Annotated in this window: 19 protein-coding genes and 1 pseudogene; 11 read left to right on the top strand and 9 right to left on the bottom strand. The window is 38.3% G+C overall.

Annotation, left to right across the window (positions count from 1 at the left end):
* Nucleotides 1–174: 174 nt before the first annotated feature.
* From QWU_RS01970 to QWU_RS02005, 8 genes and pseudogenes are all read right to left on the bottom strand, one after another.
* Nucleotides 175–5133, bottom strand: a complete 4959-nt coding sequence (locus QWU_RS01970; protein ID WP_017196090.1) for a DEAD/DEAH box helicase — start codon at nt 5131–5133, stop codon at nt 175–177.
* A gap of 544 nt (nt 5134–5677) precedes the next feature.
* Nucleotides 5678–7666, bottom strand: a complete 1989-nt coding sequence (locus QWU_RS01975; protein ID WP_017196091.1) for a MacB family efflux pump subunit — start codon at nt 7664–7666, stop codon at nt 5678–5680.
* 3 nt (nt 7667–7669) lie between these two features.
* Nucleotides 7670–8893 (bottom strand): efflux RND transporter periplasmic adaptor subunit, encoded by a 1224-nt coding sequence (locus tag QWU_RS01980; protein ID WP_006589866.1) that lies wholly within the window; start codon nt 8891–8893, stop codon nt 7670–7672.
* Nucleotides 8890–10386, bottom strand: coding sequence for an efflux transporter outer membrane subunit (locus QWU_RS01985; RefSeq protein WP_006589867.1), 1497 nt, complete (start codon nt 10384–10386; stop codon nt 8890–8892). The genes QWU_RS01980 and QWU_RS01985 overlap by 4 nt, the downstream gene beginning before the upstream one ends.
* A gap of 67 nt (nt 10387–10453) precedes the next feature.
* A complete protein-coding gene (locus QWU_RS01990) occupies nt 10454–11263 on the bottom strand; it encodes an exodeoxyribonuclease III (RefSeq protein ID WP_017196092.1) in 810 nt (269 codons plus the stop codon).
* Nucleotides 11264–11292: 29 nt separating this feature from the next.
* Nucleotides 11293–11916 carry a LolA family protein gene (locus tag QWU_RS01995; protein WP_006589869.1) on the bottom strand — a complete coding sequence of 208 codons (624 nt, stop codon included), beginning with the start codon at nt 11914–11916 and terminating at the stop codon, nt 11293–11295.
* Nucleotides 11917–12030: 114 nt separating this feature from the next.
* Nucleotides 12031–12192, bottom strand: a pseudogene (locus QWU_RS10540) (DNA translocase FtsK); the annotation flags it as partial.
* A 414-nt stretch (nt 12193–12606) separates the two neighbouring features.
* Nucleotides 12607–15054, bottom strand: a complete 2448-nt coding sequence (locus QWU_RS02005) for a DNA translocase FtsK (RefSeq protein WP_006589870.1) — start codon at nt 15052–15054, stop codon at nt 12607–12609.
* Nucleotides 15055–15548: 494 nt separating this feature from the next.
* Between QWU_RS02005 and QWU_RS02010 the strand changes: the two genes are divergently transcribed.
* Entirely contained in the window at nt 15549–16829 is a 1281-nt protein-coding gene (locus QWU_RS02010; protein WP_006589871.1) for a ubiquinone biosynthesis hydroxylase, read from the top strand.
* 993 nt (nt 16830–17822) lie between these two features.
* Here QWU_RS02010 and QWU_RS02025 read toward each other — a convergent pair.
* Nucleotides 17823–18110, bottom strand: a complete 288-nt coding sequence (locus QWU_RS02025) for an H-NS histone family protein (protein ID WP_006589873.1) — start codon at nt 18108–18110, stop codon at nt 17823–17825.
* Between the two features lie 750 nt (nt 18111–18860).
* Between QWU_RS02025 and QWU_RS02035 the strand changes: the two genes are divergently transcribed.
* From QWU_RS02035 to trwJ, 10 genes are all read left to right on the top strand, one after another.
* Nucleotides 18861–19505, top strand: coding sequence for a lysozyme family protein (locus QWU_RS02035; RefSeq protein WP_017196095.1), 645 nt, complete (start codon nt 18861–18863; stop codon nt 19503–19505).
* Between the two features lie 123 nt (nt 19506–19628).
* Nucleotides 19629–19928, top strand: a complete 300-nt coding sequence (gene korA, locus QWU_RS02040) for a KorA family transcriptional regulator (RefSeq protein WP_006589876.1) — start codon at nt 19629–19631, stop codon at nt 19926–19928.
* A complete protein-coding gene (gene trwL, locus QWU_RS02045; protein WP_006589877.1) occupies nt 19891–20208 on the top strand; it encodes a VirB2 family type IV secretion system major pilin TrwL in 318 nt (105 codons plus the stop codon). The genes korA and trwL (QWU_RS02045) overlap by 38 nt, the downstream gene beginning before the upstream one ends.
* Nucleotides 20209–20265: 57 nt before the next feature.
* On the top strand, nt 20266–20577 hold the full coding sequence (trwL, locus tag QWU_RS02050) for a VirB2 family type IV secretion system major pilin TrwL (RefSeq protein WP_006589878.1): 312 nt from the start codon (nt 20266–20268) through the stop codon (nt 20575–20577).
* Between the two features lie 108 nt (nt 20578–20685).
* Nucleotides 20686–21000 (top strand): VirB2 family type IV secretion system major pilin TrwL, encoded by a 315-nt coding sequence (gene trwL, locus QWU_RS02055; protein WP_006589879.1) that lies wholly within the window; start codon nt 20686–20688, stop codon nt 20998–21000.
* 84 nt (nt 21001–21084) lie between these two features.
* Entirely contained in the window at nt 21085–21381 is a 297-nt protein-coding gene (gene trwL, locus QWU_RS02060; RefSeq protein WP_006589880.1) for a VirB2 family type IV secretion system major pilin TrwL, read from the top strand.
* A 51-nt stretch (nt 21382–21432) separates the two neighbouring features.
* Nucleotides 21433–21834, top strand: coding sequence for a type IV secrection system protein TrwL5 (gene trwL5, locus QWU_RS10100; RefSeq protein WP_017196096.1), 402 nt, complete (start codon nt 21433–21435; stop codon nt 21832–21834).
* A 12-nt stretch (nt 21835–21846) separates the two neighbouring features.
* Nucleotides 21847–22155 carry a VirB3 family type IV secretion system protein TrwM gene (gene trwM / locus QWU_RS02070; RefSeq protein WP_006589882.1) on the top strand — a complete coding sequence of 103 codons (309 nt, stop codon included), beginning with the start codon at nt 21847–21849 and terminating at the stop codon, nt 22153–22155.
* Between the two features lie 2 nt (nt 22156–22157).
* Nucleotides 22158–24629, top strand: a complete 2472-nt coding sequence (gene trwK, locus QWU_RS02075) for a VirB4 family type IV secretion/conjugal transfer ATPase TrwK (protein ID WP_017196097.1) — start codon at nt 22158–22160, stop codon at nt 24627–24629.
* The gene (gene trwJ, locus QWU_RS02080) at nt 24626–25390 is read left to right on the top strand and encodes a type IV secrection system protein TrwJ (RefSeq protein WP_017196098.1); all 765 of its coding nucleotides are present in this window, start codon (nt 24626–24628) and stop codon (nt 25388–25390) included. Before trwK ends, trwJ begins: the two co-directional genes overlap by 4 nt.
* The last annotated feature ends 25 nt before the right edge of the window (nt 25391–25415 follow it).

Consider the following 25415-nt stretch of genomic DNA (forward strand, 5'->3'; position numbering starts at 1 on the left):
CTCGCAATAGCTTTATCTAAGGAAATAATTTTTATTTCTGCAATCTAAACAGATTTAAAATGAGAAACTTCTGTATTTGTCCTGAGAACTCACCCCACACTCTCACAAAAAAACCAGCATCACGCCTCATATAATAAAGTTTCAGCTGCTTTCTATCACCACCTCGATGCTATTTTACAGCACAATGGATAAATGAACATTTTCAGTTTCTCTCACTTCCAATTTTGGCAGACTGCGAACAGTTTTCATTGTTTCCAAACTTACAGTAATAACCCGCTGAAACAATTCCAATGGATAAGCCGGATTACCCACCGTCTCAACAGCATAGCGATTAGCATCATTAACAAGACCACTCGCTTTATCCGTTTTGACAACCTGCCGTTCCATAACCCATTCAAGAGCAGACCTGCCATTGATCACATAATCATAAGCTTCAAGAGGAATATTCTGCATCGTGATATATGCATTATAAACCACTGTACTTTTATCAATGGCACCACGCCTACCAGCAAATTTCATCGCTTCAACACGGTAAAAACGCACCGCATCAGAAATCATCAAAGTGCGTGGATCGCCCTGTTTATAGGTAACAGGATAGGGCTCAACCTCTTCATAATTCATATGCAAATCACCAAGCTTTCGCCCCGCTGTTACAAAAGCCCAAAAATCCTCTACCTTTTTCACTGTCGGAATTCGTGGCAATTGTCTAGAAAGATTATGCGCATAACGCGCACGATATTCTTCAGAATGCAAGATCCCGTAAACATAATAAAATAAATCATCCTTTGTAATCATTTCACCAGGATAGGCAGCCTTAAAATAATTTAACCCTTCATCCGTGAGTGCATCACGCCGCTCTAAACCAGCTTTTTTGCTTTCCTCTGCAAAATTTGCAAACAAATGAACCTGATCTTCCTCTGTACCTCCTAAGGACTCAGCATTTTCATAAACATACCGTGGAAAACATTGTCCATTATCTATTGTACAGTAATCTGGCAGAATTTTAGTCATAAGAACAGAAAAACCGCTTCTTGCTCCAGTTCCTGTAACTTGTATCACTTTATTTTCAACGGCTTTTCCCATAGGGAATATACGCGGCATTTGGTAAACGCTATCATTAAGAGCTCGATTATAATAAAGCCACTGTCGTATAAAAGGACGATAAAGACTTTGTGTTAAGCAATCTCTCTCAAAGTTAAAAGACTTTCCTTTTACTAAATTTTGTTTGAGAGAATAATTCCAGCTAATCTTTTTAGCATCTGTATCAAAAAAATCGTCTACAGCTCCTATACGTGTTTTGCGATCAGAATGTAGATGCGCAGCATTAAAACGCTCTACTTCGCTATTATAGAAAGCAATCATGTGACTCATATTGTTCGCTAGAGCTTGACTATTAAAGTTATATGCCCAAGCATCACGACTGGTTTTAAGACCAAGTGAAAAATTTTCAAAGAGTCTTTTACCTTCACCCTTCTTATCACCTAAGGCTAAAAATTTTTCAAAATCACTGTTGCGCTGATCCAACCAATCACCATGTTCATCTGGTGTAATTATCTGCCAGCCATGTTCATGCTTGATACCACCAATACTGCCCAACCGCTGAAGCTCACGTAGTTTCTCTTTTGTCGAGAGATTATCACCAATATCATGATAGTAAATTTTACAATGCTCCGTGACATTTGGATTTTTAACAAATAATGTCACAGCAATTCCTGTCATGCTTCCACTACCGAAAACATTTTGCCCTTCTTGAGCGCGCCCCTTGCTCAACATATTTTTGCGAATATCACCCCGCAAATTGAAAACATAAATGCTCGAAAATTCCTCACACAAATTTTTTCTGATTCCATCCATTGATAATTTTTCAATATAACCCGAACCAGTCACAAAACCAATAACACCACAGTCTTTTATGCGGTCACTTGCCCAGCGAATGGCACGAATATAACTGTCATAAAGTTTATTAAAATTGCTCGCACTAGATTGAGCAGCATAGGTTTCACGAATACGACGATCCAATTTAGAATAGCTTATATTCTGCGCATTATCGTTTTCGCTTTTTTGCCCTACAGAATAAGGAGGATTGCCAACAATAACACGAATATCTAACTCTTTCTGGCGCACCCGACGTGTGCTGTTATCCACCAGCAAATCACTGATCAGGTCTTTTTCTTGCTCATAAAGCTGAAATGTATCGGTCAGACAAATTTTTTCGAACGGAACATAATCTCCCCCCATAAGACCATGATATGTCATCTCAATATTAATAGCTGCGATATAATAGGCTAAAAGTACAATCTCATTGGCATGAATCTCATGACAAAATTTGTGCTTCATCTCCTCTGGTGTAATCAACCCCGACTGTAAAAGCCGCGTGATAAAAGTTCCCGTTCCTGTAAAGGGATCCATGATGTGAATACCAGATGAGCCAAGCGTTTGCCCAAATTCTTGCTCTAAGACATCATTAACAGAGTGCAAAATAAAATCCACAACCTCAACGGGGGTATAAACAATGCCTAGTTTTTCTACAGTACGTGGAAAAGCATAACGAAAAAACTTATCGTAAAGCTCTATAATCAACCTCTGTTTTGCTTTTGGATCCGTAATTCCACTGGCGCGTAATTCTACACTTGCATAAAATTTCTCGAGATCTTTAGATTCCTTATCAAGATTCGCCTCATCAAGCACATCAAGCATACACTGCATAGCACGCGATATAGGATTCTCACGTATGAATTGATACCCTTCAAACAACACCTGAAAGACAGGACGCGTGATAATATGCTGTGCCAACATCTCAATCGCATCAGCCTCTGTAATCGTATCGTTTAAATCATCACGCAGTTCTGCCACAAACCTGTCAAAGGCTTGACGTGCCTCAGTATCTGGCTCTGCAAGTATGCCTGTTAAGCGCGTGATATGATTCTTAGCAATCTCAGCAATGTTGCTGGCCCAATCCTCCCAATAATCACGTGTTCCACATTTCTTGACGATCTTTGCCATAATCGCACGAGCAAGTTCATCCACTGGGAAAGAAAGCTCTCCTTGTGCTTCATCTGTAAGAGTGAAATCATATCCCGGTGCTCCAATTCCCGCTCGTGCCGGTTGTGCGCGTAATGGAAAATTGTCTACAACAGCTGTAACAGCCTGTAACTCAGTACTCTGCGTGACGCCAATAATCTCAATCTTACTGCTGATATCCTGCCCCAAAGATGCCTTATTAATCGTCGCATCAAAACGATCATCATGTGCCCGCAAAGCATTTAAAATTTGCCAAACAACCCGATATTTATCATTGTTGTTCAAAGCCTGTTCTACTGGAGTCCCAGAGGGAATGCCAATCGGCAAAATGACATACCCCATCTTTTTGCCCTCAGAACGACGCATCACCCGCCCAACGGACTGAACAACATCAATCTGACTCTTGCGTGGATTTAAAAACATGATCGCATCAAGAGCCGGAACATCCACCCCCTCAGACAAACAACGGGCATTGGTCAAAATACGACAAACATCATCCTCGCCATCAGCTTTCAACCAATCAAGCAAAGCACCACGATCCTTCGCATTGAAAGTGCCATCAACATGCTCGACTTCACACTTCAGAAATGACTCATTTTCCGTATTTTTTTTCGTATACTCAAGATATTCTTTAACAACCGCAAAAAATTCATCACGCACCACTTTAGAACTTTGAATAGTCTTACAAAACGCCAAAGCACGATGCATAGGATATGGATCCGCACCAACATCAGCCTTCAGATCTTGTTTTGTCAGTGCCTTATAACAGCCGATAATCTTTGTGGCATCATCAAGAACAAGTTCAGATTTGCCATCACTAAGACGCTTCTGAACAGCTGAACTGACCAATTGTTCATCCACTGCTAAGACAATAACCTTATAATCTGTTAAAAGATCATGTTGTACTGCCCATGAAAAACCCCGATAAAAAACTGTTTTTCCAAAAAGCTTTTCATCATCCATCGAAGCGAGAACCGCATTAACTTCATGAGCGCGACTTTTTACGTTATCACCAAAAATGCGAGGTGTCGCTGTCATATAAAGGCGCTTCTTGGCACAAATAACATCATTAGAATGCACCTTAACAAAATTGGATTCATCCTCTCCTACCAGTGTTGCCCCTGTTGTACGGTGTGCCTCATCACAGATGATAAGATCAAATGTTGGTAAACCATACTTTTTCTGGGCATCAGAAACCACCTGAATAGATTGATAGGTTGCAAACACAACGGTCATCCTATCTGCAACATCACCGCTCGCACGTTCTGCAAGTTTAGCAGCATCAGTTGTCGCCGGGAAAGCAAGATCAAACACATCGATTTCAGCAACATCATCACTACTCTTGCGGCGCTTTCCCACTTGTGTATCTGAACAGACAGCAAAGGAGCGTAATCCCATTTCTGTATCCGTTGTCCATTCACGGACCGTCTGTGACATCAGCGCAAGGGAAGGAACAAGAAACAAGACAAACTTGCCTTCACCCGCCAAATCCTCAGCAATTTTAAGACTAGTAAATGTCTTACCGGTACCACAAGCCATGATGAGCTTACCACGATCTGCTTCCATAAGCCCAGCACGCACATCACGCAATGCCTCCACTTGATGTGGACGCAGCGTCTTTTTATCTTCCAGTACAATTTTGTCTTTGGCTGCAAAAATTTCCCAACAGATCGGACTTTGCCGTATATTAGAAAGACCGATCCGTATAACAGGAATACTCTGTCCCCGTATCATTGTTTCAGCGTTATCACTCCAAGCATTTTGAGTACTGTCTATAATAACACGTCGCTTGAATGGTTCTTTCCCTGATGCTGAAATAAAACTATCAATATCTGCTTTTTTAATCCGATATGCTGCATCATAAAATTTACATTGGATTGCCGCAAAACCCTCTTCATCACGAATCTTTGCTACAAGATCAATACCAGTATCACGACCATCCCAGCCATTTTCATGAGCCCAATCTTTAAAGGTCTGAACCTTTTCATACTGATCAAACTGAAGAGGATCATGCCTCAAATAAGCAAGAGCAAAACGCTCAAAATATGTACCTTTGTCTCGTTCGGTACGTGCTTCATTACGATATGTCTGTAAAAGTGACTGCAGTGTCATGTCCCCCCCTTCAAAACACCTCTAACTATCGAGTCTAGTCAATTTCGTCAATGTCTACTTCTCTATCCAAAAGATTTTAGACTGTATTCACTCAATATATTCATAACAGAATACGACTCTCCGCAAAACAAGCAGAATAAATTGAAAAAAATACTTATCAGAAAAAGAATGGAATTTGCTTTTCAAGCACAAAATCCCATGCATTTAACACATTCGCTCATCAATCTATATGGCAAATATCTTTTTTACGAAAATGATTTACAGCTTAAACCTATAGCTTTCTCAAACTACTTCATATTTTTTCAAATGCACAAAAACACACTGATAAATATTATGCAAAGTAACAGTAGAAGACCAATTTACATACCATTCCATAATCTATTTTTCACTTTTTTTACTAATATATCATCCACTACATAAAACTGCTTGAGAGAACTTAACAAGTATTTCCCTATCCACGCCCCTTTTGCACAAATACTTTTCCAATAAGCGCCTCATTCCCTATGAACGGAACAACAATACCTATGCCTCAATCGATGAACACCTAATCACGCGAGAGAGCAACAACAGGATCAAGCCGTGAAGCTTGCCGTGCAGGCGAAAAGCCGAAACATATTCCAATAAGCGTTGAAAAAGTAAGAGATATAATGATTGAATCAATCGTATAAACGAGGTGGATAGGTGCCTTAAACAGCAAAAACAAACCACCAATAGACAGCCCAAAGAGAACTCCTACTCCACCACCGATGACACAAACCAAAATTGCTTCAATGAGAAATTGCTGTAAAATATCACTTTGGCGAGCCCCCACTGCCATACGCACCCCAATTTCATTAATCCGCTCTGAAACAGTAACCAGCATAATATTCATCACCCCAATACCACCCACAATCAGAGAAATAGCGGCAATTGAAGACACCAAAAGTGTTAAAATATGTGTGCTTTCCGTAATACGATCACGAAAGAACTGAGAATTTCTAATGAAAAAATCTTCTCCACCATGACGCATAATAAGGAAATGCTTCACCATCTTCTCCGCTAAATGTGAATCAATATGATCCGCAACCTTCACGGTAATTGCCCGAACTTGTGTTGTTCCAAGAAAACGCGTTTGTAAGGTTGTATAAGGCAAATAAACCTGCAACGTATTTGAAGTACCTCCCCCCATATGTTGCGGATCCACCACCCCAATAACACGCACGGGAACATTACCTACCTGAACAACTTTCCCTATCGGATTCTCATGACTATGAGGGAAAAGTACAGCAAGTGCTTCTTTTTCAATGACGAGATCAGCCGCCCGCTCATGCACACCTTTCTGATCAAACAGCTGCCCTTGAACAGCTTTGAGTCCTTGTGTTTGAAAATACTGTTCTCCCACCCCAGAAACTATAACATTAACTTCAACAGCACCAAAACGGATTGTAGAACTTGTTGAAATTTGAGGTGTTACACCAGAAACATAGGGCAATCCTGACAGTGCGTCTGCATCCGCTTCCACCAAACTAGTTATTTTTTCTGCTTGTGGATCAGAAAGGCTTTTTCCAGGTAAAATTGTTAATGTATTGGAACCTAAACTTTTAAAATTTTCCATAATTTTTTCCCGCGTACCATTTCCTAAAGCCACCATAGCAATAATCGCCCCAATACCGATAATCACCCCCAGCATTGTTAAAAAAGTTCGCATTCGGTGGGCATTCATTGCCAACAACGCCATAACAAATGCTTCACGAAACCGTTCAGCAAAAGAACGAAAAAAACCCAGTATTTTTTGATCTTTTAGATTGTGTTGCTCTTGAAGAGGTTGAACTCTCGTTTTTGTTTTTGCACCTTTTGAGAGCTTATCAGCAATAATTTCTCCATCACTAATTTCGATAATACGATCTGCTCTTTTAGCCACCTGCATATCATGCGTGACAATGATAATGGTGCGCCCTTCTTCTTGATGAAGCTCATCCAAAATACGCAACACTTCTTGGCCACTCTGTTTATCAAGTGCACCGGTTGGTTCATCGGCAAGAATAACCTCGGCATTATTCATCAATGCCCGAGCAATTGACACACGTTGTTGTTGGCCACCTGAAAGCTGATTTGGACGATGATTTATCCGATCTCCCATCCCAAGACGTGTTAAAAGACCCTCTGCACGTTGTTTTCTCACATTTGGTGCACACCCTGCATAAATAGCTGGGATTTCTACATTACCAAGCGCTGTTAATTCATTAAGCAAATGGTAGCGCTGAAAAATAAATCCAAAATGATTACGCCGCAAAGCAGATAATTCATCGGCAGAAAGGAAGGCTGTTTCTTTGCCTGAAATCCAATAACGGCCAGAAGTCGGTCGATCAAGACAGCCCAAGATATTCATCAACGTAGATTTTCCTGAACCGGAAGCTCCTACAATCGCCACCATTTCACCGCGCTTAATGGTAAGATTGATATCCTTTAAAACAGTGACAAATGTTTCCCCGGCAGGAAATGTGCGCACAATATTTTCTAAAACGAGGACAGCATCTGCTTGCTCTGTCTTCATGGCTTAATTCTCATCTTTGTTATGTTTACTAGGAATATCTGGCATAACTCCATCAGGTGAGCCTGTAATAACCACATCCCCCTCATCAAGCCCTGAAACAATCTCTGCCATCACCTTGTTATTAAGCCCAACGGTTACTTGTTTTGCCACAACTTTATCTTTCTTCACCAAAACAGAAACCCATGCTGTGCGCTCTTTTGTTTCATCACGCAAAGCATCACTTGGCACCAACAAAACATTCTGAGCACGCCCTAAGATGATATGAACTTGCGCAGTCATATAAGTTCGCAGAAAGTTATCTTTATTATCGACATGTATAATCCCATTATAATAGATAGCCGATGATATGAGAGCACTAGAACCTCCCGCCATACCAGGGTTAATACTTACATCAGCACGAATTGCTTCAGGAGCTGGCTCTACTCTTTCTAGAACTCCCTCATAACGACGTTGTGCATTCCCCAAAACCGTAAAATAAAGAGGTTGTCCCGCCTGAACTTTAAGAATATCAGCTTCTGAAATTTGTGCTTTTATCGTCATTTTTGACAAATCACCCAAAATAACAATTGTTGGTGCTGATTGAACCGCATTAACATTTTGTCCTTCCTCAACAACGGTTGCTAAAACAGTTCCCGCAGAAGGAGCGGTCACGCGGGTATAGCCTAAATTAACCTCTGCACTTTCCACATCAATTTGTGCCTGTATAATCTGTTGACGCAGCTGAGCAATTTGCGCTTCGTGTATTTTCACTTGTGTTGCAGCATCATCGAGATTCGCTTTTGAAATTGCCCGTGCTTCGATCATTTTTTTCTGACGTTCTAAATTTTTCTGTGCAAGGGTGAGATAAGCCTCTTTTTCCACCAAACTTGCATAATAATGAGATAATGCAGCCTTTTTTCTTTTCAGATCATTTTCTTGATCTGTAGGGTCAATTTCTGCCAAAAGATCACCTTCTTTGACAACACTTCCAGGAGCAACACGCATAGACACCACACGCCCTGTTGCGCGCACACCAACAGCCACCAACCGATAAGGACGTACAAGACCAGAAGCCAAAACACTTTCTTCAATATCACCACGTTTTACCACTGCTGTCATATAAGCAGGCGTTGATGTTCCAAAAAAAACGGAACGCAACCATAATAAGATGACAAGGAATAGAACAGTTAAAAAGAAGGAAAGTTTTTTTCGTTTTTTAATAAAATTTTTTATGGAATTTTTTTTCATCGCCCTACCTTTGTACGCAAACGGTGTGCATTATCGACAATTTCTGGCCGCGACACATCAACAACACCATCCCAACCACCACCCAACGCCTTCATCAACGCAACATATTGAGTAACCAAAGAAACACGACTATCCTTAAGTGCCATTTGCGTAGAATAATAGGAACGATTAGCATTTAACAATTCGAGAAAGCTGGTATTTCCATTTTCAAAAAGAGTGCGTGAAAGCTGTAAAGAATGGAAAGAAGCTTTATTTGCAATGATAAGCTTTTCTAAACGCTGATGTTCTTTGGTTAATCTTACCAGCGCATTTTCCACATCTTCTAAAGCTGCCAACACAGCAGAGCGATAAGCAATAAAAGCTTGATCACGCTGTGCACGCGCCACTTCAACAGAAGCCATAATCTGCCCCCCATTAAACAAAGGAAAACGAAGCCCAGGCCCAAAAGACCACCCAATCGTTGAACTTTTCCACAATTGATTTATTGTCTCTGCTGCTGTCGAAATATTACCAGTTAAAGTAAGTGATGGATAAAGATCTGCTTGACGCTGACCAATCCGCGCTGTTGCCTGCGCATATTGGCGCTCAGCCCGTCGCAAATCTGGACGTGTTAACAAAATATCAGCTGGAATTCCTGCCGGTATTGGCCATTTTGGTTGCGGAATTTTCGCGTGTTTTGCATTTTTTTGTAAAAGATCTTGCAACGCCGTAGGCACACGACCCGTTAAGACAGAAAGGCGATGAATACTCATTGCCAAATTCGCTTCCATTTGCGATATATCTGCCTCTGTATTCGCCACTTGTGCTTGTGCATTTAAAACATCAAGCTCTGAAGCATCACCTGCCGTTAATTTGCTCCGTATTAATTCATATGTTTTACGTTGTGATGAAGCAATTTGCTGCACAATCAACAACTTTTGTTGCCAACCACGTAACTGAACATAATTTGTTGCCACATCCCCCAAAAGCGTCACCATGGTAGCACGCATATCTTCTACAGAAGCTTCAAGACCATAACGTGCAGCTTCAATAGCCCGCTTATGCCCACCAAAAAAATCAAGCTCCCAACTGGCATCAAAACTACCATGATATTGGTTGAAATATTTTCCTAACATCCCATCAGGTGTTCTAGAACTATTACGCGTTCCTGAAACTGAATTTGCCACATTTGGCAAAAGAGAGCCAATAGTTTGCCCTAAACTGGCACGTGCTTCACGAACCCGTGCCTTAGCAATAGCAACATTATTATTTTCAGAAATTGCATCATTCATTAAGGCATTCAAAACAGGATCATTCAAACGCCGCCACCATCCAGCAAGTGTGACCACACGCCCAGCAGTCTGTACAGACCGCTGTCCCCAATGTGTAGGAACACGAAAAGATGTTCTCTGGTAATCAGGCCCTACCATACATCCTGATAATATAAAAAAACATAACAAAACACTATAAAGTAATCTGCTAGAAACAACCCCTTTGAGATTTCTGATATACATCGAGTCTCCCATATTTCTTCAGAATCAATTACAAATATTAACACTTTATTTACTTGTTATTTCAAACTTAATGTAAAAAATCAAATATAGTTTGTACTGGCACATGATCTGAAGGTTGCTTCCACCCCCGTGCAGCACGGAAAATTGACAGGTCAGTCATAAAAGGAGCTAAATCTGGAGAAGACCAAATATGGTCCAACCGCCGCCCACGATCTGAAAGCGCCCAATCGCGTGCACGATAACTCCACCATGTATAAAGTTTAGTAGGAACAGGAATATGCATACGCATCAAATCAACCCACCCCCCTTGATGACATAAAGCCTGTAAACGTTCTGTTTCAATGGGTGTATGGCTTACGACCTTCAACAATTGTTTATGAGACCAAACATCCTCTACCAAAGGAGCAATATTTAAATCCCCCAGCAAAAGAGAAGAAAGACCATTTTCTTGATGTGCACGGATAGCAGACATCTCTTCTAGAAAATCAAGTTTATGGCGAAATTTTTCATTGACATCAGCATCAGGCACATCCCCCCCAGCCGGAACATAAAAATTATGAATTTGTATCTCTCTGCCATAAATTTCAACAATGACTGAAATATAACGACAATCTTGTTTTTGACAAAAGAAACGCTTTTCAACATTTTTAAAAGGCAAACGCGAAACAATTGCCACACCATTGTAAGATTTTTGTCCACTAAGTGCAATATGCTTATATCCAGCCGCTCTAAAATCCTCCACTGGGAATAAAGCATCTGGACATTTTGTTTCCTGTAGACACAAAATATCGGCAGCAAAAAATTCCAAATACTGAAAAACCTGTGCAAGACGCAAACGAATAGAATTAATATTCCAAGTTGCAATACGAAAGACCATCTCTTTCAACCCCAATGAATAGCAGCACACTATTTTTTTGCGGGAAGTGTAAACGTCCCATCGGCAAACCGCACACCCGTGCGTACATTCGTAATTTGAACAGTGGTCTCTAAATTCTGTTGATCAATAATTGTCCATTGCCGTAAAGCAGGGCTTTTAGCATCAAAAACCATCTTAATTTGTCCTGCTCCTATGCTTTTGTCCCGCAAGACAATTGTCACCGCTCCTGGATTCTCAAAAAATGCTAACAAACGCCCAGATGATATATTAATTTTATCATCTAAGAGAAATTTCATTGGCGTTTGAGTAAGCTGTGAAAAATTCCAAGTATTCAGCGCGCGATTGTTAATTCCTATAAATTGACCATCAGCAATAATCTGTAGGGGGATCTTTTTGTAAATAAAACGAATTTTTCCTGGTCTCTCTAAATAAAATGTTCCCTGAGACATTTTTCCCTGTGGACTAAATTGAATAAAGTCACCTGTCATTGTTTTAATTGCTGCAAACTGATTAACAATGTTCTGCGCCCTCACCACTTTATTGGATGCCACCTTATTAAATGATTGAGAAAAAGTAGGAGAAATTAAACACAAAAAGATCATAATCCCGACAAACCCAAAGGCTCTTCCTTGTGATAAAAAAGACGTTTTCATAGAAAATGCTCCCAAGCAATACATATTTATTTTTTAATTTAGTAGAATAATGTATAGATACCCTTCTCTAAAAGAAAAAGATATTCTTTAAAAGAACTATCAAAAGATTTTACCTCAAAAAGACTCTTCTTCGGCAGGCACCAAAATTTCCCGCTTCCTCGCATGATTTGTTCAACTCAATAATACCCTCTTCTTCCATCCGCTCAATTAATGAAGCCGCACGGTTATAACCAATACCTAAACGGCGTTGAACATAAGAAGTTGAAGCCTTACATTCATGAGAAACAAAACAACAGACTGATGATAAAAATCACCTACTAAAGCAGAAGATAAAGCAACACCCACACTCTTCTTTGCAATCTCTTGCGTAATACTCTCCAAATAATCAATTTGCTCTTGAAATCTGAAAGTTATTAAATTTTCCCCTTTTCCGCATAATTTGCCGCACTTATGATATCCTCTTTCTCCTAACGCTCAATGAATAAAATAGCACAAACGATAACGAATTCTCAACGGTAAATGAAATACCAAAAACACATCTTTGCTTACTGAGATATTCTTTTCTGTAATAAAAAATATTTTTATAATAATGTACGAAAGTAATAGCGATTTACCATATAATAAAACAACAACTAATAAATAAATACTCTTAAAAAATCTTTTTTGAAAAGACTCTCACAAGTTTTCATTTTAAAAGCGTTCTTCTTCGGCAGGCACCAAAATTTCCCGCTTCCCCGCATGATTTGCCGCACTAATAATACCCTCTTCTTCCATCCGCTCAATTAATGAAGCCGCACGGTTATAACCAATACCTAAACGGCGTTGAACATAAGAAGTTGAAGCCTTACGATCACGAAGAACAATTGCAACAGCTTGGCTATAAGGATCATCTGCTGCAGGAGAAGCAGCAGAAACATCCGCATCATTTTCTGCGACCTCTTGCGTAATGGTTTCTAAATAATCAGGAAGCGCTTGCGCTTTAAGGTGCATGACAACCTGTTCCACTTCATCATCCGCCACAAAAGGTCCATGAACACGCTGGACACGCCCTCCTCCCATCATAAACAACATATCTCCTTGTCCTAACAATTGCTCAGCGCCCTGTTCGCCAAGAATTGTTCGGCTATCAATTTTTGAACTCACCGAAAAAGAAATGCGTGTAGGAAAATTGGCTTTAATGGTGCCAGTAATCACATCCACTGAAGGACGCTGTGTTGCCATAATCACATGGATACCGGCAGCACGTGCCATTTGTGCTAAGCGTTGCACTGCTCCCTCAATATCTTTACCAGCAACCATCATCAAATCTGCCATTTCATCAATAATAACAACAATATAGGGCATAGGACTAAAATCCAGTGTTTCCGTTTCATAAAGAGGCTCACCAGTCTCATGATCAAATCCAACTTGAATGGTACGCGCCATTTTCTCTCCCTGACTTTCTGCCTCTTTGAGACGTGCATTAAACCCATCAATATTGCGCACATTCAGTTTTGACATTTTACTGTAGCGTTCTTCCATTTCACGAACAGCCCATTTAAGCGCAATTACTGCCTTTTTAGGATCTGTCACCACAGGTGTTAACAAATGAGGAATGCCATCATAAACCGAAAGTTCAAGCATTTTTGGATCCACCATGATGAGACGGCACTGCTCAGGTGTCATACGATAAAGAAGCGATAAAATCATGGTATTAATGGCAACAGACTTTCCCGATCCTGTTGTACCTGCCACCAAAAGATGAGGCATTTTTGCTAAATCCGCGATAACAGTCTCGCCTCCGATTGTCTTACCCAAAGCAAGTCCTAACTTTGCCTTGCTCTCAACAAATTCTTGCGCTTGTAACATTTCTCGTAAATAAACCATCTCACGCTTTGCATTGGGCAATTCTATTCCAATAACATTACGTCCTGGCACCACGGCAACACGTGTCGAAATTGCACGCATTGAACGTGCAATATCATCTGCCAGCCCAATAATACGAGAAGATTTAATACCAGCTGCCGGTTCAAATTCATACAAAGTAACCACCGGACCAGGACGTGCATCAATAATTTTTCCCTTCACACCAAAATCTAATAAGACCCCCTCAAGTTCCTGAGAATTGGCCTTCAAAGCAGCAGGAGAAAGTTTTGCATCGCGAACAGACGGTGGAGGGACCGAAAGATAATCTAAATGGGGAAGGAGAAAACCACCATTGGAAGAAGTGGTTAAAGATTTCAAAGCACGCTTTTTAATAGGAGAAACGCGCGTTTTTTCTTGATTTTCCTGACATTGTGCTTTTTCATCCCCAAAAATGGGCTCAATCCTATCTTGTAACTTTCCCAATGACTTTTCTTGCCCTCGAGAGCGATTCTTGAAAGAGAAAAGACGAAAAAAACGTGCTTGTAAAAAATAAAAAATATGTAAAATAGCTCCAAAAGTTGTAACAAAAAAACCATTCTGCACTTCATCTTCGGCATGCTCTGTGTCTTCTAACACATCCAAGTGAGGCTCAACAATTTCGTTTTTTTGAGTATTTTTTACTTTTCCTTTTTTTGTCTGGCGCCGCCATACCACATTACCCGCAAAAGCAGCCATTAAAAAACCTAGCATGATAACAACAAGACTCAGGAGCACATTCTGAAACGGTGAAAGAAAAATAGGAAAAATAGAATAGACAGCACTTAAAACCTTATCTCCCACAACCCCACCCAAACCCATTGGCAATGGCCAATACGTAAAAGAAGCAACAGGTGTCATAAGTGCAAAAGAAATTAAAAAACAAATCGTTGATATCACCCATAAAAAAAAGCGAAAAAGTAAATTGTAGATATTTTTTTGTGCCAATAAAAGAAACGACCAAAATAATGGTGGCAACAACACACCAAGACCAGCAAAACCAAAAAACTGCATGAAAAAATCTGCAAAAATAGCTCCTGGCCACCCCATAAAATTCGTAACTTTATTTGTACTCGCATGCGTTAATGAGGGGTCTGCAACATTCCAAGTTGCCAAAGCAAAAACGCAAAAAATAAGGAAACCCAAAAGCCCAAGTCCAATAAAAACACCAATTTGGCGCAAAAACATTTCAAGAAGCCTTGAACTGTAAGATTTTCGCACTTCTAATGAATCATAAGGAGAAGAACTTTGATGCATCTATCAATTCCAAATACAAAACCTTCACATTAAAGATGTTGTAGAATTATGACCGTAAAATATTAACACAGTTTTAACCATCACAATTATAACTATTTTCTTAACCTTTAAGAGCCGCAAAACACTTTTCTTCAAAAAGCTAATATAAGCTACATTCATAAAAATCAAAAATCCCATATTGCTTTTATCTGATTTCAGTTTTCTTTTGCATACAGTTAAGCATAAAATGATAAAATCAAGTAAAATGCCCCGGATATTTTCTCCGTCGAATTATTAAGGTAAAGTTTAGAATAACTGACGCAAGTGATTAACAAGAGAAGAAAACCATAAAAATAGCCTTTTTATCCACCAGCAAGCGTAAGAGAACAAGTGCGCCTATTAAAGCAAGAAAGAAATTAAAATAAAACGCGAAATATTGTATAATTATATAAAAAGGAATGTTAAAGTTGTCTTATTGAAGACTGAACAAATAATCAACAATGGAATGAAGTGTTGTGTATTCTGACCAAGATAAAAATATAAAACCCAATAAAAAAGCAAAATCCAATAAAACGGCAAAACAATGCGATCTTCTCATTGCGGGGGGAGCAATTGTCGGTTTAACGCTGGCGGTATCGCTCAAACAAGCAGCCCCTGAACTAAAAATCAATATCGTTGATGCTGCTCCTCAAGAAAATATCCCTGTTTCCAATATACGGACCATCGCCCTTGCTGCTGCTTCTCTTCGTATGTTAAAACAATTGCAATGTTGGGAACATATAAAATCTTCTTGCCAACCCATTCACTCAATGATCATTACCGATGCATGCACAAATGATCCCGTCAAACCAACTCTTTTAACCTTTGAAGGAGAGATTACTCCTGATGAGCCTTTCGCTACTATGGTAGAACACAGAGAACTCATCAAAGCTCTAAAAAAACGTGTAAAAGAACTCGCTATCCCTGTCATTACAAACGTGCGTGTCATTGATTTTCACCAAGAAGAGCAACAAACAACCGTTACTTTAAGCAATGCAGAAATTTGGCAAACCAAATTGCTTATTGCAGCTGATGGTGCCCATTCGAAATTACGTGAAAAAGCGGGGCTTAAAAATTTTTCTCACCCCTATAAACAAACAGCCATCATCTGCACCATCGAACATGAAAAACCTCATCATGGACAAGCCATTCAACATTTTTTCCCTGCAGGTCCTTTCGCACTTCTCCCTCTCAAAGGTAACCGATCCGCTATTGTATGGAATGAATCCCATAAAATCGCACAATATTACCTCAAAGCCGATACTCTTATTTTTGAAACAGAACTCGAAAAACGCATTGGCCACAAACTTGGGAAGCTTTCTTGGAATGGTGAACGTCAAGCTTTTCCTTTGCAGCTCTCTTTAACACACCAATGCATTAAGCCTCGTTTTGCTCTCATTGGTGATGCTGCCCACACAATCCATCCCCTCGCAGGACAAGGGCTCAATTTAGGATTACGCGACAGCGCCGCGCTCGCCGAAGTAATTATTGAAACAGCACGATTGGGGCTTGATATTGGCTCCCTCACCGCTTTAGAGCGCTATCAAAGCTGGAGACGTTTTGAAGTTGTTCGTATGGCTTTCAGCAATGACTGGCTCAACAAACTCTTTTCTAACGATAATCTTTTCTTACGCATGATACGCGATACCGGTCTTGGAATTGTTAATAAAATACCAAAAATAAAGAAATATTTTATTCAAGAAGCTTCTGGTCTTACCCCTCATGCCCCACGTCTACTACAAGGACTCCCTCTTTAAGAAAAGCTAAGAAAAGACTATACTATTTCACTCTTTGCAACTTTTGTATAAAACTTCTCCTGAGCTTAAAGTTTAAACCCTTTGCCTAGTTGCTTCACACCAAAATTTTAGAAGAAAAAATAAGAAATATACAACATTTTAATTTATAATAATTTACTATTCTACCTATTCAAATTTACCTATTATTAAAGTAAAAAAACGAATATCATCAGATTTTTTCTATTTCAAAGCTGTTTTATGAAATCAATCAAAACTATTCCCTTGCAGATCAAAAACGGCATTAACATATGAATTAACAACACCTAAGGGCAAAAAATCAAAACACTTCTTATAAACGCTCCACAATGCAAGAGCTATCATGGCAAGAGCTATCATGGCATTGTCTAGCAAATAATATAATGCTGCCAATGTACACCTTCATAAACGTAAAAGGAGTGGTGCATAATGGATTTACATGACACCATAAAGCTCCTACCATCACCGTTTGTTAAATTATATATGCCCCTTTCTTTTCTGTATTGTAAAAAACAAACAGAAGATAAAAAGTTATCCCATCTTTTTATTTTCAATACACCCTATTGCATAAATTTTAATAATAAATATTTTGCACAGGCATCATACAATCCTATCAAAATATTAAAATCAACACTAATTATGGAAATTTTATTACCCAAAATACTTTTTCATTCTTACCATACAAATGATAAAAAATTAAAATGAAGATCTAATATCTACAACCACACTAAAAAAGACAACAAAATCACAAAATATCAAATGACCACTCTACAGATCAACATTTGAAAAACATAAGGGTATGCATGTGACAATATAGCTGTTTCACTTAAACAAATCGGTGCATTCTATCATTTTATTTAAGAACTCAGTATATTAATATCTCAGGTCAGTATTTTATACATCGAATTATCCTAAAGGATACACAGCTTGTGTTGATCTCTTTTGTGCTTCTTTTCCTTTGTAGATATTGTATATGCATTATGTTACTTCTAATTCTTCAAGCGCATAACCACTCTCCAGCCATTCCTTAATCCATTTTGGCCTACGCCCACGTCCATTCCATAACTCCCATTGATTATTAGGATTTCTATAATGCCGTTCTTTACTGACAAGATCAGCGATATCGATTCCATGTGCACTAGCAATTTCAAGAATTTTTCGCCGTGCATTCTGTTTTTCTTTTGCTTGCCGCCTTTTCAATTCTACATCAATTTGGGCACGCATTTCTTGTAGCTCATCAAAATTCATATTTTTGAGATCATTCACCTTAATTACTCCCCTTGCAAAAAATAATTGCGCCTCGCCATATTTTTAACATAATTATAGACAATTTTCGCCTATTTGTATCGAAATTAAAATTACGATGAATATATCGCTTTAACGGAGATGTACTTTGAGCCACGAAAAACTGGTTATTGGTGTTTCAGTTTTCACAACTATATCCTTTTTCAGCTCAATCGCTGGAATTGGTAAGTGTAGTGCGCAAATACCACTACATCTCCCTGATTCTCATAAATCAGCGGTTAAAAGTAAATATAAATCACCGCTCTATAAACTATGGCAATATGCCGCGAAGAACAAGCCCTCTCTCTATAATAGTGATGTGATTCATTCTAGCGGTAAAAAACATTCACAGCTACAGCGGTTTTTCACTACGTATCAATATTTTTCGGAAAAATTTATACAGCTAGAAAATTGTATAAAGCAATCAATCTCAGAAACTTCTCGAAAGTGGTTTCTATGTGAAAACATCTTTTCTTTTCATAAATGCAATAACGATAACATAAATTTGTATAATATACTCTGTTTTATCCTGCGCATTTATCTAGTTCACCAGATATTAGCATACGTTAGAAATATCTTTAAAAAAAGCCAGATCTATAATTGCAAAGGACGTTCTAAACTAAGCAATTTTGTTCTGCAAATCTATAAAAATGCCATAGGACAATATGGCAAAGAGTCACATAAAATTGATGTTTGTATAAATAAAAATTTTCATCATAAGGTGTGCCTCTTATGATTATTTCAAATTTCATAATGTTTTCTGCTCTATGCACACCAATCCAACAATCTACAGCATTTTCGGCTGTGGTCGTAAAGGAATCTTCGGCAAACGTCTGTGCAATAAATGATAATGGATTATTACAGCAGCCCTCTTTGTTTGGAAAAACAGTTGTGAAAAATGAACAGTATACACAGAATGGACATAATTTTGACGTATATTGGGAAAAAAATAACAATGAAAATCTGAAATGGTTTTATTCTTTTTTTCCTACTTTACTTGCCCCTTATAGGGACTTTAAGGTTGTGCAGACTGCTTTAAAGCATTGTTGTGAGCAAATAAGCCCACACTACAGTATTAGACAGGCTGTACTCAATTTTCATAATATAGAAAACTTTAAAAATGGTTTTGCCAATGCTGATGTACAGAAAATCTCTTCACACATCGAAATGAAAACTTCTACGTTTGTAGATAAAGAATCACAAAAACTTATGAAACTTCAAAGAGAAAATGAAGAACAGATAATTGAACTGGAATCTCTGTCTCTTTTCTTAGAAGAAGATGCTTTTACACATAAAGCAAGTGGTGTTCATGATGCTTTTAAAACTGAGAATTCTTCATTGGTAGAGCCTTCATTGGAAGAACAACAGGAACAATAATTACTATATTTGTCAATTAGAATGACAATTTTGATATGATAGAGTGATGAAAGGTAGATAAAAAAATATTAAAGCTCTAATTAGTAAGATTGGATACAATCTTTTCTAATTGAGGGCAAAATAATGAAAATGATAGAACAAAACAGTGTTGATAGAGCATTTAATCAAAAGGCCGCGCGTGAAATTACGATTGTAATGCGCTCAGAAAGAGAATGGTACTTTACATTTGTTGCAGATGACCCAGTAACCGGTAAACCAAACAAATATACACTCCTTACGCAAAGAGGAAAATTAAGAACTTGGGCTGATCCGAAATATCTTTTTAAATTTCTTCAGGAAAGAGGGGTTATCTACGGCAGTTTTAGTCTTAATGAGGATAAACAAAATGAAACAAGCAAATATTCTTCAAAAAACAATTCATAATAAAATCATCACAACGATTGCATTTGTAACTGCTTTTTTTATGACACATTCAGTGTGTGCTCAAGCACGCGCTTTGGATAAAGCCAAAACCGCTTTGGAAGGGCTTCAGGCACAATTGAAAATCATTATTCCTATTGCTGCCGCTATTATACTTTTGTGCTTAGCAATTGGTTATGCAGGACGTTACATTGAAAAAGATACTTTTGTGCGCTGGGCAGTTGGCGTTGTCATCGCTGGCTCAGCGACTGAACTTGTCGCTATGTTATTTCAAAACGGATAGTGCAGAGAGTTGTAAAATAAATATAATATTCATGAAAACCTTAGATGAGAGCATAAGATGAGACAATTAAATAATATTCAATCAAAGAATAACAATCTAATAATTGTAATTTCTGCAGCTATAACCACCTTTTTTATGGCTTATCCTGCATCTGCAGAATTAAAACACGCTAAAAAGGCTTTAGACGATCTGAAAAAAGATCTTATTGACAACATTATCCCTATTGCTGCTGCCGTTATACTGTTGTGCTTAGCAATTGGTTATGCAGGCCGTTATATTGGAAAAGATACTTTTGTACGATGGGCGGTTGGTGTCGTCATCGCTGGTTCAGCGGCTGAACTCGTAAAAATGTTGTTCGGCCATGCATAATTTCTAGCACAAAATGCTTTTCTTTAAGAGAAATCTACATTCAGTAACAGCTTTTAACTTATGCTGCAAAAAAGACAAATATTATTAGAACTTTAATGAGAATAGGACATGAAACAACAAAATAACCTCCAATTGAAAAATAATAATCGTATCATTGCAATTTCTGCAGCTATAACCGTATTTTTTATCACTCATCCTGTATACGCTCAAAATACTTTGAAAAAAGCTGGAGATGCTCTAAAAGCTTTACAAGATGATCTTATTGAGAAAATTATTCCTGTTGCTGCTGCTATTATCCTTTTGTGTTTAGCAATTGGTTATGCAGGCCGTTATATTGAAAAGGGTACTTTTGTACGTTGGGCAATAGGCGTTGTCATCGCTGGCTCTGCTACTCAACTTGTCGCGATGTTATTTAAGCCATAATGAAGTTATGTGCAGACATTATTTTAACAAAATAGATTTTACTTGATATTAAAAAAATAAAAATAGCATTCATGAGAATAAGAAATGAAACAATCAAAAAATAATAATCGTATCATTGCAATTTCTATAGCTTTAATTGCATTTTTTATAACTCATCCTGTATATGCACAACTACAACATGCGGAAACTGCTTTAAAAAAATTACAAGATGATCTCGTTCAAAAGATTATTCCTGTTGCTGCAGCTGTCATACTTTTATGCTTAGCAATTGGTTATGCGGGGCGCTACATTGGAAAAGATACTTTTGTACGATGGGCGGTTGGTGTTGTCATCGCTGGTTCAGCAACTGAACTTGTCGCAATGCTATTCAAAGCTAATTGAGATCAATTATGAAACGAATACAGCACAAAGTGTTCTCAAGAAACTTTATTTATGGGTTGTAGGTACATCTATAATAATGTCATTTATGCTGTGAAAAAGGAAATATTCTCGAGAGTAAATTCAATTATAATGAGGATAAAAAATATGAAACAAATAAATATTCTTCAAGCAAAAATTGGCAACAAAATCAGTACTATTATAACTTCAATTATATTCTTAATGGCCCAACCTGTGTGGGCCCAAACAACCACAAAAGACATAGATGTCCTAATAAGCATGCAATATGGGCTTAGTATGATTATTCCTATTGTTTGTGCTATTATTCTTTTATGTCTCTTACTTATTTATGTGTTTCGTATCATAGCAAGGGCTACATTTTTAAGATGGGCATTCAGTGTCGTTATCGCTGGAGCAGCATTTTATATTAGCCATATATTATTTTACATCCAATAACTAGAGCCTAACATGAAACCACAACAACATGAAGCATTTCCATTATTTAAAGGAGCAACTCGCGTTCCAACCGTTTGGGGCGTACCGATGATGCCATTCATCGTTATGGTTATAAGTGTAGCCGTTGTTGCCATGATGATAAATATCTTTTTGTGGGTAATTGCTCCACCATTATGGTTTATTATGATACAAATTACCAAAAACGATGATAAAGCATTCCGTATTTGGTGGCTATGGATTGATACCAAGCTTCGTAACCGCAACAAAAGTTTTTGGGGAGCTTCAAGTTATAGTCCCTCTGATTACCGCAAAAGGAGATAAACATGATGGCTGTTGAAAACAGCAAACGTCTTGCCTCAGAGACACCTGTAAGTCTGTTCATACCCTATTCGCACCATATTACAGATACAATTATCTCTACAAAAAATGCGGAATATCTATCGGTTTGGAAAATTGATGGACGTTCGCATCAAAGTGCGTCAGAGGAAGATATTTTTCAGTGGACCAAAGAGCTAAATAATACCCTACGTGGTATTGCATCAGCCAATTTATCATTGTGGACACATATCGTACGCCGCCGTGTCTATGAATATCCTGATTCAGCATTTGACCAAATGTTTTGCTATCAGCTTGATGAAAAGTATCGACAAAGTTTCACTGGTTATAATCTTATGGTGAATGACCTGTATTTGACTGTTATTTTCCAACCGATAGCAGATAAAGTTATGTCATTCTTTTCTCAGCATGAACGTGAAACGCTCGATCAAAAAAAGATGCGGCAGGAATCATGTATCAAAGCCCTCAACGACATTAACAACACTTTAGCTCAATCGTTAAAACGGTACGGTGCAGAGCTTCTTGGTGCTTATGAAAAAAATGGCCATGCCTATTCTTCTGCGCTTGAATTCCTTGGAATGCTTATTAACGGCGAATATAGGCCTATGCCAATCTGTTATGAGCGTTTTGCCGACTATATGTCTATTAATCGGCCATTTTTCTCAAAATGGGGTGCTCTTGGAGAATTACGCACAAGCACTGGAATGCGTCGATTTGGAATGCTGGAAATTAAGGAATACGACACAACAACCAAACCAGGTCAATTAAATGCTTTGCTGGAAAGTGATTTCGAATTTGTCTTGACACAAAGCTTTTCAGTACTTTCGCGACATGCTGCTAAGGATTATTTGCAACGCCACCAACGTAATCTGATCGATGCTCGCGATGTGGCAACAAGCCAAATTGAGCAAATTGATGAAGCATTAAACCAGCTTGTCAGTGGACACTTTGTTATGGGTGAACATCACTGCACATTGACCATTTATGGTGAGACAGTTCAACAAGTCCGTGACTATATGGCAAAAGCAAATGCAATATTGCTAGATGCTGCAGTATTGCCAAAACCTGTAGATTTGGCTATAGAAGCTGGTTATTGGGCACAACTGCCCGCAAATTGGAAATGGCGGCCGCGTCCAGCACCAATCACGTCACTAAACTTTTTATCATTTTCATCTTTTCATAATTTTATGTCAGGCAAACCAACTGGAAATCCATGGGGGCCGGCAGTCACAATTCTGAAAACAAACAGCAAAACACCGCTTTATTTTAATTTTCATGCTTCTAAAATTGAGGAAGATTCAACAGATAAACGCTTACTTGGCAATACCGCCCTTATCGGGCAATCTGGTTCCGGTAAAACAGTGCTACTTGGTTTTCTGTTAGCGCAAGCACAAAAGTTTAAACCAACAACCGTTGTTTTTGATAAAGATCGCGGCATGGAAATTATTATTAGAGCTATGGGTGGTCGATATCTAACATTCAAGCCTGGTAAGCAAAGTGGTTTCAATCCTTTTCAACTTCCTCCAACACAAGATAACCTGATTTTTCTAAAACAGTTTGTTAAAAAATTAGCTGAAGCTGGTGGTGAAGTTACACATCACGATGAAGAAGAAATTAACCAAGCTGTCATGTCTGTCATGAGCAGCAACATTGACAGATCGCTGCGTCGTTTGTCTTTTCTTGTACAATTCTTACCAAATCCACATTTAAATGACTATAATGCTCACCCATCTGTTCATGCTCGTTTGATAAAATGGTGCGAAGGTGGTGATTATGGGTGGTTATTTGATAACCCTACTGATGCACTCGATCTTTCAACACACCAAATTTACGGTTTTGATATTACTGAGTTCTTAGATAACTCAGAAACGCGTACACCAGTCATGATGTATCTGCTTTACCGCACAGAAGGAATGATTAGCGGACAGCGATTTATGTATATTTTTGATGAGTTTTGGAAACCTTTGCAAGATCCATATTTTGAAGATCTAGCAAAAAATAAGCAAAAAACTATCCGTAAACAAAATGGTATTTTTGTTTACGCTACACAAGAACCCAGTGATGCCTTGGAAAGCAATATAGCCAAGACACTTATTCAACAATGTGCAACCTACATTTTCTTGGCCAATCCCAAAGCAAATTACGAAGATTATACACAAGGTTTTAAACTAACAGATACTGAATTTGAACTGGTTAAAGGCCTTGGTGAATTTAGTCGCCAGTTTCTCATCAAGCAAGGCGACCAATCTGCACTTGCAGAGTTAAATCTCGGCAAATTTCATATGACAATCGATGGAAAAACTAAAGAATGCGACTTTAGTGAAGAGCTTTTGGTATTATCAGGTACACCTGATAATGCAGAATTGGCTGAAAGCATCATTACTAAAGTGGGTGATGATCCAGCAATATGGTTACCAGTTTTTTTACAACATATAAAAACTGACAGGAGGGAAACATGAAAAAACAGGTCATTTCAATAGCAGTAGCAATAACTTTAGGGGTTTCAAATCCGGTAAAGGCTTTTATAGTTGGAGGGATCCCAGATTCATCCTCATTACAAAATTTTTTTGGTTGGTCTTCCTCAAGCAAAAAAACAAGTTCTCCACAACAAAAGGCAACTCCTCCACAACAAAAGAAAATGCCACCTGTTACACCTCTCATCGACATCTTAAAAAAACAACTTGAGGAGACGAAAAAAATACATGAATCTATAACAGGAAGTCAAAAATTCGATACGAGTAAACTTAAAAATATACCAACAGATCAAACCAGTTTTTTTCTCAAAACTCCAGAATTAGTTTATTATCAAAACAATGGTTTAGCAATATCAAAAGCATTACCGAATATTTTGCAAGGAGAAGAAATTCCTACCTCTATTCGTGAATCTCGGGATTTTATCGGTAAACGTATCCAATATGCAACCGCCATCGATAAAGCTGTAAGTTTACAAACTTTCCAAGAAACAGAAAATCGTTTTAATCAAATCTCAGAACTCGTAGAAAAAATAAATACAACAACCGATTTAAAAAGTATTGCTGAATTACAGGCACGCATAAAAGGCATGCTAGCCATGATTCAAAATGAAGCGACAAAATTGCAAATGGTCACATATTCACGCAATGCAGAACAAGCACTTATTAGTCAACAAAAGCAAATACGCAATATGCGAATTCTTAATAGTGAAAATAAAGGAATGCCAATAATACGATCTATACGATAATTTTTCTATTTTATTGATCCTTTAT

This window comes from Bartonella birtlesii IBS 325 (assembly GCF_000273375.1).
Lineage (GTDB): Bacteria > Pseudomonadota > Alphaproteobacteria > Rhizobiales > Rhizobiaceae > Bartonella > Bartonella birtlesii.